A 13497-nucleotide genomic window follows, 5' to 3' on the forward strand; every position below is an offset into this window, starting at 1 on the left:
CGGGCACGGAAGACGCCGCGCCGTCGGCGCCGGATCGCACGCCCGATGGATGCCGCATGCATCCTACTCCGCGGCATGGTGAAGCGCGGGTTGACGCCACCTATGCCTCGCCCGGCGCATGCTGGGGTTTTCGTCGCCGTCGACAGGAGTCGCCATGTCATCGCCTTCCTCCCGCAGCACCGATGCGGAGCAGCGCTGCCTGCTGTCCAACGGCCGCTACAGCGTGATGCTGGGCGCGAACGGCTCCGGCTTCAGCCGCTGGCGCGGCCTGGCGGTGACGCGCTGGCGCGAGGACCCGGTCGGCGACGGCTGGGGCAGCTACCTGCTGCTGCGCGACGAAGACAGCGGCGAAACGTGGTCGGCCAGTCGGCAGCCGTACGGCAACCGCACGCCGGACGACGCGGTCGCGTTCGATGCCGGGCGGGCCCGTTTCAGCCGGCGCCACCACAGCGTGCACAGCGTGCTGGACGTGGCGGTGGCGGCCGACGCCGACATCGAACTGCGCCGGCTCACCCTGAGCAACCACGGCGACCGCACGCGCACGCTGTCGCTGACTTCGTACGCCGAGCTGGTGCTCGGCCCGATCGGCGCCGACAACGCGCACCCGGCGTTCTCCAAGATGTTCGTGCAGACCGAATGGAGCGCCACGCGCGGCATCCTGCTGGCCACGCGGCGTCGGCGCGACGGCAGCGAGGCCGAAGTGTGGACGGCGCAGGCGCTGCAGATCGCCGGGAAGGATGACGGCGATGCCGGTGAATTCGAAACCGACCGCGCACGCTTCCTCGGCCGCCTGCGCACGCTGCGCCATGCGCAGGCGATGCAGCCGGGCGCCGCGCTGTCGAACACCGTCGGCTGCGTGCTCGATCCGGTGTTCAGCCTGCGCCGCCGCTTCACGCTGGCGCCGAACGGCAGCGTGGCCCTGATGCTGTGGACGCGACTGGCCGATTCGCGCGACGGCGCCATGGCCCTGACCGCGCAACTCGGCGATCCGGACGCCGCCGCGCGGCTGTTCGACGGCGCGGCGCAACGTGCCGAAGCCGAGTGCGCACAGCTCGGCATCGACGCCACGCAGGCGACGCGGTTCGCCCGCTGGATGAGCGCGCTGCTGTACAACGATCCGTGCCAGCGCGCGGCACCCGACGCGCTGGCGCGCGGCCGCGGCGGCGCGCCGGTGCTGTGGTCCGCCGGCATCTCCGGCGACCGGCCGATCATCCTGCTGCGCCTCGGCGAGGCCGACGACCTGTCGCGCGTAAGCGAGGTGCTGCAGGCGCAGCAGCACTGGCGCCGCCAGCAACTTGCCGTCGACGTGGTGCTGCTGCAGGCCGCCGGCGATGCACGGCAGGCTGCGCTCGATTCGCTGGTGGGTGCGCAGCAGGCGCGCCTGAAAACCGACGGCCCGTTGCCCAAGGCCGAACTGTTCGCGTTGCGCGACGACGCGATCGGCGAGGATTTGCGCAGCGGCTTGCTGACGGTGGCGCGCGTGGTGCTGGACGCGGCGCAACCGACACAGATCGCCGCCGGATCGTCGCCCGCCCCCGCCGCGCCGGCGCCGATCCGCGCGACCGCCATGGCTGCGGCCGTCGCCGCCAACGCCGATGCGCCGGAATTCGCCAACGGCCACGGCGGCTTCGTCGACGGCGGCCGCGCCTACCGGATCGAACTCGACGGGCAGCGCCCCACGCCCGCGCCATGGGTGAACGTGATGGCGAACCCCGCGTTCGGCTGCATGCTGTCGGCCGAAGGCGGCGGTTATGCGTGGTCGCTCAACAGCCAGCAGAATCCGCTGACGCCGTGGCCGAACGACCCGGTCAGCGACAGCCCGCACGACGTGCTGTACCTGCGCGACGAGGACACCGGCGTGCTGTGGAGCGCGTGCGCGCTGCCGATCCGCGTGGCCGACGCGCACTACGCGGCCACCCACGGCAAGGGCTGGACGCGCTTCGAGCACGACGCGCACGGCATCGAACTGGAGCTGCTGCAGTGCGTGCCGACGGACGATCCGCTCAAGCTGTCGCGCCTGCGCCTGTGCAATCGCTCGCCGCGCACGCGGCGGCTGTCGGTGACCGGCTACGTGGAGTGGGCGCTGGGCGCGAACGGCAGCACGCCGGCGCCGTTCGTGATCACCTCGCGCGACGAACGCACCGGTGCGTTGTTCGCGCGCAACCGCTGGCGGCCCGACTTCGGCGACCGCGTGGCCTTCATCGACCTGGCCGGGCCCGCGCATTCGATGAGCGGCGACCGCCACGAATTCCTGGGACCGCTCGGCACGGTCGCGCAGCCACAGGCGCTGCGCGACGGTACGCCGCTGTCCGGCCGCCTCGGCGCCGGGCTGGAGCCCTGCGGCGCGCTGCAGGTGCGCATCGAACTGCCGCCCGGCACGCAACTCGACCTGCGGCTCCTGCTCGGCGAAGCCGCCGACGAGAGCGCGGCGCAGGCGCTGGTCGAGAAATATCGCGCGGCCGATATCGCGGGCGTGCTCGCCGACGTCGCCGCGCAATGGAACGGCCTGCTCGACGCCGTGCAGGTGCGCACGCCCGATCGCGCGCTGGACATCCTGCTCAACGACTGGCTGCTGTACCAGGTCACCAGCTGCCGGCTGTGGGCGCGCACCGCCTACTTCCAGGCCAGCGGTGCCTACGGTTTCCGCGACCAGCTGCAGGACGTGATGGCGCTGTGCGTGAGCCGCCCCGACCTCGCCCGCGAACACCTGCTGCGCGCGGCCGGCCGCCAGTTCGCCGAGGGCGACGTGCAGCACTGGTGGCTGCCGCCGGGCGGCCAGGGCATCCGCACCAAGGTCAGCGACGACCGCCTGTGGCTGGCGTATGTCGCCGCGCACTACGTCGAGGTGAGCGGCGATGCGGCCGTGCTGGACGAGGTGCTGCCGTTCCTCGCCGGCCAGCCGATCCCCGACGGCGCCACCGACGCGTTCTTCCAGCCCGAACGCTCCGACCGGCAAGCCAGCGTGTACGAACACTGCGCGCTCGCGATCGACAGCAGCCTCACCCGCGGCGCGCACGGCCTGCCGCTGATCGGCACCGGCGACTGGAACGACGGCATGAACGCGGTCGGTGCCGAAGGTCGCGGCGAGAGCAGCTGGCTCGGCTGGTTCTTGCTCGCCACGATCGCGAAATTCGCGCCGCATGCCGAACAGCGCGGCGAGGCCGAACGCGCGCAGCGCTGGCGCGGCCATGCCGACGACCTGCGTGCCGCGCTGGAACGCGCCTGGGATGGCCAGTGGTATCGCCGCGGATACTACGACGACGGCGCGCCGCTCGGTTCGCACGAAAGCGACGAATGCCGCATCGACACCATCGCGCAATCGTGGAGCGTGCTGGCCGGCAGCCGCGACCGCGAACACGCCGCGCAGGCCATGGCCGCGGTCGACCGCCTGCTGGTCGACCACCCGAACCGGATCCACCGCCTGTTCACCCCGCCGTTCGACCACAGCCGGGAGAACCCCGGCTACGTCAAGGGCTACCCGCCCGGCGTGCGCGAGAACGGCGGCCAGTACACGCACGGTGCGGCGTGGTCGATCTTCGCCTGGGCCGGCCTCGGCGACGGCGACCGCGCCGGCCGCCTGTTCGACCTGCTCAACCCGATCCATCACGGCGACAGCCCCGCCGCGGTGGAGCGCTACAAGGTCGAACCCTATGTCGCCTGCGCCGACGTCTACTCGGTCGCCCCGCACGTCGGCCGCGGCGGCTGGACCTGGTACACCGGCTCCGCCGCGTGGCTGTACCGCGCCGGGTTGGAGGCCGTGCTCGGCTTCCGGCTGCGCGGCGATCGGCTGTGCATCGAGCCGTGCATCCCGAAGGACTGGCCGGGCTTCCGGCTCAGCTACCGGCATCGTGGCAAGCAGCAGGTCACCTGCTACGAGATCAGCGTGGAGAATCCGGACGGTGTCTGTCGCGGCGTCGCACGCGTCGAATTGGACGGCCAAACGCCGGCCACCGGCAATGAGGTGCCACTGGTCGACGACGGCGAGGCGCACCGGTTACTTATTGTTCTCGGTAGACTTGAGCCAAACCCGCGGATGTAAGGGCGGGCAACGCCCGCACTGCTGCGAACTCTCCCCCGTTCGCCCTGAGCGTAGCCGCGAAGCGGCGAAGTCGAAGGGCCGACGCCATGTGGCTTTATGGTTACGGGGGCCCTTCGACTTCGGCCTGCAGCCTACGCTCAGGGTGAACGGGGGGTGAGGCGTTCTCAGCTCTTTCGGGCGCGCGAGGCGCCGAGCTTGCGGGTCAGCGTGTTGCGCCCCACGCCCAGCGCCTGCGCGGCGTTCTGCCGATGACCGTCGGCCGCCTGCAGCGCCACGTTGAGCAGGGTCTGGTCGAGCGCCGCGCGGGCGCGCGCGTGGATGTCCGCCTCGCCGTCGGCCAGCGCCTGCACCGCCCACTCGCGCAACGCGTCGGTCCATTCGCCGCCGCGCGCCGTGTCGGCGCTGCTGCCGAGGTCGCCCGGCAGGATCTCGCTGCCGGGCGCGATCACCGCCAGTCGCCGGCACAGGTTTTCCAGTTCGCGCACGTTGCCGGGGTAGTCGCGCTGGGCGACCAGTTTCAGTGCGGCCTTGGAAAAACGCTTCGGCGGCAGTTTCAGTTCCTGAGCGGTGGCGGCGAGGAAGTGCCGGGCCAGCAGCGGGATGTCGCTGCGGCGCGTGCGCAGCGGCGGCAGCTCGATGCGCACCACGTCGAGGCGGTGCATCAGATCGGCGCGGAACGCTCCGGCGGCGACGCGCATGGCCAGGTCCTGGTGGGTGGCGGCGACGATGCGCACGTTGCAGCGGATCAGCTCGCGCCCGCCCACGCGGTAGAACTCGCCGCCGGCCAGCACGCGCAGCAGGCGCGTCTGCAGCGCCAGCGGCATGTCGCCGATTTCGTCGAGGAACAGCGTGCCGCCCTCGGCCTGCTCGAAGCGGCCGGCGACGCGGCGGGTGGCGCCGGTGAACGCGCCGGCCTCGTGGCCGAACAGTTCGCTCTCCAGCAGCTCGCTGGGGATCGCCGCGGTGTTCAGCGCCACGAAGGGTTGGCCGCGGCGCGCGCTTTCCTCGTGCAGCGCGCGCGCCACCAGTTCCTTGCCGGTACCGGTCTCGCCGGTGACCAGCACGTTGAGGTCGCTGGCGGCGACGCGGCCGATCAGCCGGAACACCTCGCGCATCGGCGCGCTCTCGCCGAGCAACGCATGGTTCGGCGCGATCGCGTGGCCGGCAGCCACCGTCGGCGCGGCCGCGCTGGCCAGCGCGCGCTGCACCGCCGCCACCGCCTGGTCGAGGTCGAACGGCTTGGCCAGGTAGTCGACGGCGCCAAGGCGATACGCCGCCGCCGCGGTGGCCACGTCGGTGTACGCGCTCATCACGATCACCGGGCCGATGCCCTGCGCCTGCAGCTCGCCAAGCAGGCCCAGCCCGTCCTCGCCCGGCATGCGCACGTCGGTGAGCAGCAGCGCGGGGCGCGCTTCGCGCAGTGCCGCGCGCACGCCCGCCACCGCATCGAACTCGCGCACCGCGAGCCCGGCATCGCGCAGCGCCTCGGCCAGCACGAAGCGCACGCCGCGGTCGTCGTCGACGATCCAGATTTCTTCAGTCATGCGCGCGCTCCAGTGGCAGGTACAGCGAGAACACCGTGTGGCCGGAGCGGCTGGTGTAGCGCAGCTCGCCGCCGTGTTCGTGCGCGATCTCGCGCGACAGCGCCAGGCCGAGGCCGCTGCCGTCGGCGCGGCCGGAAACCAGCGGCTGGAACAGCGTGTCGCGCAGCGCCACGGGCACGCCGGCGCCATCGTCGATCACGTCCACCCGCAGCGCCATGCGCAGCATCCGCTCGCCGACGCGCGCGCCGTGCTCGACCCGCGTGCGCAAGGTGAGCGTGCACGCGCCGGCTTCCAGCGCGTTGCGCGCCAGGTTCAGCAGCACCTGCTGCAGCCGGTCCGCGTCGCCGTGCAGGTCGGGCACGCTGGGGTCGTAGTCGTGATGCAGCTGCGGCGGCGCGGGTTCGGCCAGCAGCAGGTCGCACAGCCGTTCCAGCAGGCGATGGATGTTGACCGGGCCGAGCTGCGGCGCGCCGTCGTGATGCAGCAGGCGGTTCGCCAGCGCACCGAGCCGGTCGGCCTCGCCGATGATCATCCCGGCCAGCGCCTGCAGGTCTTCGTTGTCGACCCGCCGCTGCAGCAATTGCGCCGCACCGCGCAGGCCGGCCAGCGGGTTCTTCACCTCGTGCGCGAAGCCGCGCAGGGTGGCCGACAGCGGCGAGGCGGCCGACGGCAGCTCGGCCAGCACGTGCACTTCCAGCAGCAGGCCATCGCCGAACGGCTGCAGCGCGATGTCCGCGCTGATCTCGCGGCCATCGGCCGCGGCCAGCGCCACCCCGCGCCAGTGCGCCGGCCGCTGCTCCGCCAGCACCTTCGCCGCCTGTGCCATGCCCTCGTCCGCGCCGTCCAGCAGCAGCCCCAGCGGCTGCCCCGCCACGCTGCGGAAACCCAGCTCCAGGCATTCGACCAGGGCGGGATTGAGCCAGCGCAGACGCAGGTCCGCGTCGACCAGGGCCAGCCCGGTCGCCATCTGCTCCGCCCACGTCCGCCACGCCAGGTCACTCATTGCACCATCATGGACAATGTCTCGTCTTGGTGCAAATCGAGCTTCGGCCGGAGGGCCGGCGGCGTTCTATTCGCCGCGCCCCGATGAACCCGCCGCCGCGGCGCGGGCCGGTCTTGCGGCCACCGTGGCAGTAAGGTCCGAGCCGATGGTCAGGCACTGATCGGCGATCGCCGCCACGCCGGGCCGGTGCGAGACGGCGATCAGGATGGTCTGCGGCAGGCGGCGCCTGATCGTCGCGAGAACCGCGGTCTCGGAAGCGGCGTCGAGCGCGCTGGTGGCTTCGTCCAGCACGGCCAGGAACGGCCGGCGCAGGATGACCTGGGCCAGCAGCAGCCGCTGCAGTTCGCCGCCGGAAAGCCGGCTCGACGCACTGTGCAGCGCGGTGTCGAGCCCGTGCGGCGAGTCGGCCAGCCGCTTGTCGAGGCCGACGTCGGCCAAAGCGCTGCGCAACATCGCGTCGGTGGCGTCGGGCGCCGCCCACAGCAGGCATTCGCGCACGGAGTGCTGCCACGGCCGCACGTTCTGGCTGACGTAGGCGCCATGGCGCACCAGCTCGCGGTACGCGTCGAAATCGATCGGCTGTCCGTCGCGGCGCGCCACGAAAACCTCGGGCGCCATCATGCCGGCCAGCACGTCGACCAGGCTGCTCTTGCCGATGCCGGAGTCACCGCAGATCAGGGTCAGTTCGCCGGGCAGCAGCACCAGCTCGCCGACCTCGAGCCCGCAGGGCGGCGGCGTCAGCCGCATCCGCTCGATGCGCAGCGCGGCGCCTGAAGCGCTAGCGTCCGATGGCGCCGCGGACGGGCGCACCGGCGCCAGGCTCACGTAGCGCTGCCACAGCTCGAAGGCCGGCGCGGCCGAACGCAGTTGCTGGAAGCTCTGCCGCGTGGTCACCAGGTAGGGCAGCAGGCGTCCGAGCAGCAGGCACACCGCGATCAGCGCGGACTGCTCGACCCCGTGCCAGCGGTGCGCGAGCACGAACAGCGCGGCGATACCCGCCGCCGCCAGCAGTTCGAGCATCAGCCGTCCGGACGCCACCAGCTCCAGCTGGCGCCGGTAGCCGTGGCACAGCCGCTCGGAGATGGCGCCGTAGCTCGCCTTCTCCGCCGCCTCGCGCTCGAACGAGCGGACGTGGCGCAGGCGCCGCGGGAAATCCTCGCTGTGCCAGAACAGCCGGGTCATGTCGACGACGTACTGGCGAGCGACCAGCGACTGCTCGCGGCCGTAGGCGCGCGATGCCAGCAAGCCGAGGCCCATCAGCACCGGCGCCGCCAGCATCAGCGGCGGCGACACCCAGAACGCGAAACCCAGGCTGACGGCAGCACTGACGCCGGCGATCAGCAGTTGCTGCAGGGCGCTGAAGCCCTGCACGATGAGCTCGACGTTGTGGGTGAGGACGTTGGCGATTTCTGCGGATGTCGCATCCGCCAGCGAGGTCAACGGCGCGTCGATCAGGCGCGCATGCACCGCGCGGCGCAGGTGCATGCCGTAGCGGCCGACCAGGCGAGCGCCCAGCCGCGCCGCCTGCCAGCGCAACAAGGCGAAGGCGCCGGTCGCGGCCGCGAAGATGGCGGCCTGCATCTCCACGCTGCGGCGCGGGTCGAGCAGCGCGCCGCCGAACGGCAGCGTCTGCCCAGGCTGCACCAGCGGCACCAGCAGCAGGGCCGCGAGGCTGCCGGCGAAAGCCGCGCCCAGCGACAGCACGACGTACGCGACCGTTTCCACCCGCTCGATGCCGGTGAGCGTGCGCGCCAGCGAACGCAGCAGATCCCGCGGCCGATCGTGCGCCCGCAGCGACTCAGCCGGCGTCATGGCGGGTCCGCGTTGTCGACCGGCCAACGCGGCCGCGGCTTCGACGTACTGCGTGGCGGTTCAGGGCAACACCTCTCCGGGCCGGAATTCCCACGTCGGTAGGTGCGGCCCGCAGAGGAAAAGGTTGCGGCAGGCCCGGTCGCGGCGGGCCGTCCGTGGTCCGCACGCGCCAGGGCGCTTCACACCCCGCTAGGGGGTCTTGCCCGCCTGCATGCGCTGCACGATGGCCAGCGATTCTTCCACGTGCTGGTCGGGCCGGAGGTGATCGGTCTCGGACGACAGCGTGGCGACGATCCTGCCGTCGCCGGCGATCACGAAGGTCGTGCGCGGGATGAACACGTGGTCGATCGCCACGCCGCGCACGTCCTTCATGCCCGGCTTCGCCGCGACCGTCTCGAGGTCATAGGAACCCGCGACCTTGCCGTCGGCATCGGAGGCGACCGGGAATTTCCCGGCACAGTACTTCGGATCCGACGAAAACGCGTCGAGCCGCTCGATGCTGTCGGCCGATACGCCGATGATGGTGGCGCCGGCCGCATCGAACTTGGCCTTCCTGGTCGCGAAGGTGTGCGCTTCGAGATCGCAGCCGCCGGTGAAAGCCGACGGGTAGAAATACACCACGACTGGCCCTTTCTTCAGCGCCTCCCCGAGGGAAAAGGTGAAGTGCTTGCCGGCCAGGCTGGCCTCGGCGGTGAAGTCGGGTGCCGTGGCACCCGTTTTGAGCGCGGCAAGGGCCGGCATCGCCAAAGCCAGCGTCACCAGCGCGCCCGCCGCAACCGCTCCCACAAGACGTTTTTTCATTTCCATGACCCTCGTGAAGGGCATCGGCACGGCACGGAACACCTCCGCGCTTCGGTCGTTGCCCGTTGAACATCGAACTGCCCAGGTACGCCCGGCAAGCTACTCCCAAGTGCTTCGCCGCACACATGCCCATCGTTACCTCTCCGGCGCGGGGTGGCAGCAAATGCGGCCGGCGACCTCAGCCGAGCAGTCGGCGCAAGGCCTCGACGGCGTCCCGCGGATGGCGCCCGCGGCGCAGCTGGTGGGCGCCGATCTGCTCCATCCGCTGCTGGAAGGGATGCCAGCCCGGCTGCCCGGACGCGTAGGGTTGGTCGGCGCACAGCCTTGCGGCGATCTCGTCCGCGGGGACGGAACCCAGCAGCACGTCGGGATCGTCGGCCGCCTGGCTGGAAACGAAGACCACGCCGGCCAGTTCCAGCGGCGCCGACGCGAGCCGGCCGTGGCCCTGGCGCAGATCGGCCTCGAATTTCTCGACGCCGCTGCGGCGGCGGATGCGCGGCGCCTCGCCGATCCAGCGGCGGACCTCCCCGTCGTCGACGAAGCGCAGCGCATCGGCCTGCACGTGCACGTAATTGGCGACGCCGGTGGCGAGCAGGCTTTCCGGCTGCACGAAGACCGCGTCTTCGGCGAGAAAGTCCAGGCCCTGCAGCAGGCTGTGCAAGGCAACGGTCGACTTGCCCGAACCGCTGCCCCCCAGCAGCAGGATGCCGCGCCCCTCTCGGCCCACGCAGGCGCCGTGCAGCGGCACCAGGCCCAGCCCGCGCGTGGCCAGGGTGAACACGGCGAATTCGATGAGTTCGTAGCGCAGGTGGTAGGGACGATCGAGCATGTCCTCGGAAGCCACCACCAGGGCCTGGCGCTGCGCGGGGGCCAGCACCACGTAGTTCGACGCGTCCATCACGCCGCAGAGCAGGCCGGCGCCGGACTGCATCTGCACCGGCGGCGGCTCGGCGGCAGGCGGCGACGCGCGGCGCGGCAGCAGGCGCAGCTCGATGCGGAACTCCGGCGCGGCCGGCGGCAGGCGGTGCGGCGGCAGGCCGGCGTAGGCAGCATCGACCAGGTCCAGCAGCGCCGCGCTGGCGCTTTCGAAGTGGAAACATCCGCCCATGATCTGCCGGCACAGCGAAGCGTGCCGGCGCGAGTGTTCGCCAAACGGATCGGAAACGGCGGCTTGGGCACCGTGGTGTGGGTTCAGGGTCATCGTCGCCGATCGCGGGTTTCAACCGTGGTGGATGGCATCGCGCCGCGCAGTGCGAACACGCTGGCCGGTGAGTGCGGCTTCGGCGGACAAAGGTTGAACCGGGCAGCTGCCCGCGGCCCGAATATTTTTGCCGCGCGAGGCAACCGAAGGCCCGCGCCGGGGCACTTACGTCCAGGCAGCGTCGAACGACGGCGCCCACGTGCCGGCCGTGCGCCGGCGCGCGGCCTGCCCCCATGGCTACGATCGAGGCTACTGCGAGATGCTGAGGATTCACGTCGGCCACTCCTACTTCCTGCGGTTCGACCCGAAACAGTGGGAGCGCGGCAAGCCGTATCCCCCGCTCGCCACGATCCAGGTCGCCGCGCTGCTGCGGCAGATGGGGCATGCGGTCAGCCTGTTCGACGCGATGCTCGCCGATGGCGTCGAGGACTTCGAATCCTCCCTGCAAACCACCCGGCCGGACGTGGTGGTGCTGTACGAGGACAACTTCAATTTCCTGACCAAGATGTGCCTCGGTCGCATGCGCGAGGCGGCCTGCCGGATGATCGCCGCGGCGCGCGCCGGCGGCGCCCGGGTGATCGTCGCCGGCTCCGACGCTTCCGACCACCCGGACGCCTTCCTTGCCGCGGGCGCGCACGCCGTGCTGGTCGGCGAAGGCATCGCCGCGCTGGCCGAGCTGATCGGTCGGCTGCAGCGGAATCCGCAGGCCGACGACGACGGCTGGACGGCCGGCCTCGGCGGCGTCGCCACCCTGGTCGACGGGCAGACGCAGCTGACCCGGCTCGGCGCGCTGCCGCCGGACCCGCGGCTGGTCGGCCACCCCGCCTGGGACCTGGTCAACATCGAACGCTACCGCGCGATGTGGCACGAGCGGCACGGCTACTTCAGCCTCAACATGGCGGCGTCGCGCGGCTGTCCGTTCCGCTGCAACTGGTGCGCCAAGCCGATCTGGGGCAACCACTATAACCAGCGCAGCGCCGAGGACGTGGCCGCGGAGATGAGCTACCTGAAACGGACGTTCCAGCCGGACCACATCTGGCTGGCGGACGACATCTTCGGCTTCCGCGTCGACTGGGTGGCGCAGTTCGCCGCGCACCTGCACGCCGCCGACGGGCCGGTGCCGTTCACCATCCAGACCCGCGCCGACCTGATCAGCGAGCGCATGGCCGCCGCACTCGGCGAGGCCGGCTGCGCGGAAGCGTGGATCGGCGCGGAGAGCGGCAGCCAGCGCGTGCTGGACGCGATGAACAAGGGCACCAAGGTCGCCGACCTCGTCACCGCCCGCGCGCGCCTGGGCGAACACGGCATCCGCGTGGGCTTCTTCATCCAGCTGGGTTATCTCGGCGAGCAGCTGGACGACCTGCTGGCGACCCGCGAGCTGATCGCGCAGGCCGCGCCGGACGATATCGGCGTGAGCGTGTCCTACCCGCTGCCGGGCACGAAGTTCTACGAGCAGGTCAAGGCCCAGCTGGGCCCGAAGACGCACTGGCAGGACAGCGGCGACCTGGCCATGATGTTCCGCGGCGCCTACGACTCGGACTTCTACCGCCGCGTGCGCGACCTGCTGCACGAGCAGGTCGCCATCCAGCAGGCCGAACCCGCCGAACGGGAGGAACGCCACACCGTACTCGACGCGCAATGGGCGGCGCTGATCGCCCGCGAAGGCGCGCACCGCAACCGGAACGCCACGTCGCTGCCGCCCGTGCCGACGCGGCACATCGCCCTGCCGCTGTATTGAGCGCGCCATGCTGCCGCCACTCAGGATCGTCCGGCATGGCCTGCGCCGCATCACCGAGGCGTTCGCCGCGGAACTGGCCGGGCCGGGCCGCGCCACGCCGGCGTGGAGCGAACTGGAATGGCGGCTGGCCACCGCCGTCGCCGTCGCGCACGGCGTGTCGCCGCTGCTGTGCCACTGCTGCGCGTGGAAGCACGAGTCCTGGCGGCGCTTCCTGGAAAGCCAGCGCGACCACGTCGAGCTGCGCCACCAGCGCATCGCCGCGCTGCTGCAGCAGATCGACGCCGGCGCCCGCGCCGGCGGGCTGGCGGTGGTGCCGCTGAAGGGTTCGGCGCTGCACGCGCTGGGCATCTACACGCCGGGCGAGCGGCCGATGGCCGACATCGACCTGCTGGTGCGCGAGGACGATGCCGCCGCGGCGATCAAACTGCTGCTGCAGCTCGGCTACGTGGAGTCGTTCGCGCAATGGAAACACCGGGTGTTCAAGCCGGCCACCGGCCAGCCATTCGCCGGGCTGGGCGAACATCGCGACACGCCGGTCAACATCGAGCTGCATACAGGCATCCGCGAACGGCTGCCCGTATCCATGGCCGACATCACCGCGCGGATTTATCCGCGCACGCCGCGGCCCGGCCTGAATCCCTATCCATCGAACGGCGCGCTGATGAGCCACCTGCTGCTGCACGCGGCGGGCAACATGTGCGGACGCAGCCTGCGCCTGCTGCACCTGCACGACATCGCGCGGCTGGCTATGCGGCTGTCCGCCAGCGACTGGGAGGTGTTGTGGGCCGACGCCGGCGCGCCGCCGTGGTGGGCGCTGCCGCCGCTGCGGCTGGCCGCCTGCCACTACCCGGAAGCTATCCCCGCCGCCGTGCTGGCCCGGCTCGAACGCGACTGCCCGCTGCTGCTGCGAGCAATCTCGCGCCGGCAAAGCCTGACCCGCGTGTCGTGCTCGGAACTGTGGCTGCACGCGTTCGCCGGGATCGAATGGTCGCGCTCCCTCGGCGAAGCCGGGCGTTACCTCAGGAATCGCGCGAGCCCCCCGGACGAAGCGCGCAGGGAGCGCGCCGACATGGCGCGCACCCAGCTCTGGCTGCAGGGACAGGGCTGGGTCACCTCGCCGCATCGGCGGCGTGTGCTGACCTGGCTCACCCGGCCGGTACCGCGGATGGACATCATGTACGCGGTGCGCGCGGCACTGGAGCCGCTCGCTCCCGAGACGAGCGAGAAGCTCACCCTGGTCGTTTCGCGATAGGGTCTGGAGTTCGTGCAGTCGAGTGGTGCGCCGACGCCGGGCTGCGGCGACAGGGCATCGGGCAACGGGTTCGTCAGCGAGGTAGTGACGACATGCATACCGGAGCG

Annotated in this window: 8 protein-coding genes; 3 read left to right on the forward strand and 5 right to left on the reverse strand. The window is 71.6% G+C overall.

The window, feature by feature from the left end; genetic code table 11:
* Window positions 1-154 precede the first annotated feature (154 nt).
* Window positions 155-4039 carry a glycosyl transferase family 36 gene (locus KK131_RS08235; protein ID WP_214556177.1) on the forward strand — a complete coding sequence of 1295 codons (3885 nt, stop codon included), beginning with the start codon at window positions 155-157 and terminating at the stop codon, window positions 4037-4039.
* 164 nt (window positions 4040-4203) lie between these two features.
* Here KK131_RS08235 and ntrC read toward each other — a convergent pair whose 3' ends face one another.
* From ntrC to KK131_RS08260, 5 genes are all read right to left on the reverse strand, one after another.
* Window positions 4204-5583, reverse strand: coding sequence for a nitrogen regulation protein NR(I) (ntrC, locus tag KK131_RS08240; protein WP_214556178.1), 1380 nt, complete (start codon window positions 5581-5583; stop codon window positions 4204-4206).
* Window positions 5576-6586: an ATP-binding protein gene (locus KK131_RS08245; protein ID WP_214556179.1), complete on the reverse strand. Its 1011-nt coding sequence runs from the start codon at window positions 6584-6586 to the stop codon at window positions 5576-5578. The genes ntrC and KK131_RS08245 overlap by 8 nt, the downstream gene beginning before the upstream one ends.
* Before the next feature lie 66 nt (window positions 6587-6652).
* The gene (locus KK131_RS08250) at window positions 6653-8398 is read right to left on the reverse strand and encodes an ABC transporter ATP-binding protein (RefSeq protein WP_214556180.1); all 1746 of its coding nucleotides are present in this window, start codon (window positions 8396-8398) and stop codon (window positions 6653-6655) included.
* 189 nt (window positions 8399-8587) lie between these two features.
* Entirely contained in the window at window positions 8588-9199 is a 612-nt protein-coding gene (locus tag KK131_RS08255) for a peroxiredoxin (protein WP_214556688.1), read from the reverse strand.
* 178 nt (window positions 9200-9377) lie between these two features.
* Window positions 9378-10400: a serine kinase gene (locus tag KK131_RS08260; protein WP_214556181.1), complete on the reverse strand. Its 1023-nt coding sequence runs from the start codon at window positions 10398-10400 to the stop codon at window positions 9378-9380.
* Between the two features lie 259 nt (window positions 10401-10659).
* Between KK131_RS08260 and KK131_RS08265 the strand changes: the two genes are divergently transcribed.
* Complete coding sequence (locus KK131_RS08265; RefSeq protein ID WP_250887020.1) at window positions 10660-12138, forward strand: radical SAM protein; 1479 nt, start codon at window positions 10660-10662, stop codon at window positions 12136-12138.
* A 7-nt stretch (window positions 12139-12145) separates the two neighbouring features.
* Window positions 12146-13390, forward strand: coding sequence for a nucleotidyltransferase family protein (locus KK131_RS08270; protein ID WP_214556183.1), 1245 nt, complete (start codon window positions 12146-12148; stop codon window positions 13388-13390).
* Window positions 13391-13497 lie beyond the last annotated feature (107 nt).

The sequence above is a fragment of the Rhodanobacter sp. LX-99 genome (assembly GCF_018599185.1).
GTDB lineage: Bacteria > Pseudomonadota > Gammaproteobacteria > Xanthomonadales > Rhodanobacteraceae > Rhodanobacter.

Excerpts from the sequence above, each read along its gene's own strand:
- KK131_RS08235 (WP_214556177.1), top strand. The coding sequence starts at position 155 with ATGTCATCGCCTTCCTCCCGCAGCACCGATGCGGAGCAGCGCTGCCTG.
- ntrC (WP_214556178.1), bottom strand. The coding sequence starts at position 5,583 with ATGACTGAAGAAATCTGGATCGTCGACGACGACCGCGGCGTGCGCTTC.
- KK131_RS08245 (WP_214556179.1), bottom strand. The coding sequence starts at position 6,586 with ATGAGTGACCTGGCGTGGCGGACGTGGGCGGAGCAGATGGCGACCGGG.
- KK131_RS08250 (WP_214556180.1), bottom strand. The coding sequence starts at position 8,398 with ATGACGCCGGCTGAGTCGCTGCGGGCGCACGATCGGCCGCGGGATCTG.
- KK131_RS08255 (WP_214556688.1), bottom strand. The coding sequence starts at position 9,199 with ATGAAAAAACGTCTTGTGGGAGCGGTTGCGGCGGGCGCGCTGGTGACG.
- KK131_RS08260 (WP_214556181.1), bottom strand. The coding sequence starts at position 10,400 with ATGACCCTGAACCCACACCACGGTGCCCAAGCCGCCGTTTCCGATCCG.
- KK131_RS08265 (WP_250887020.1), top strand. The coding sequence starts at position 10,660 with ATGCTGAGGATTCACGTCGGCCACTCCTACTTCCTGCGGTTCGACCCG.
- KK131_RS08270 (WP_214556183.1), top strand. The coding sequence starts at position 12,146 with ATGCTGCCGCCACTCAGGATCGTCCGGCATGGCCTGCGCCGCATCACC.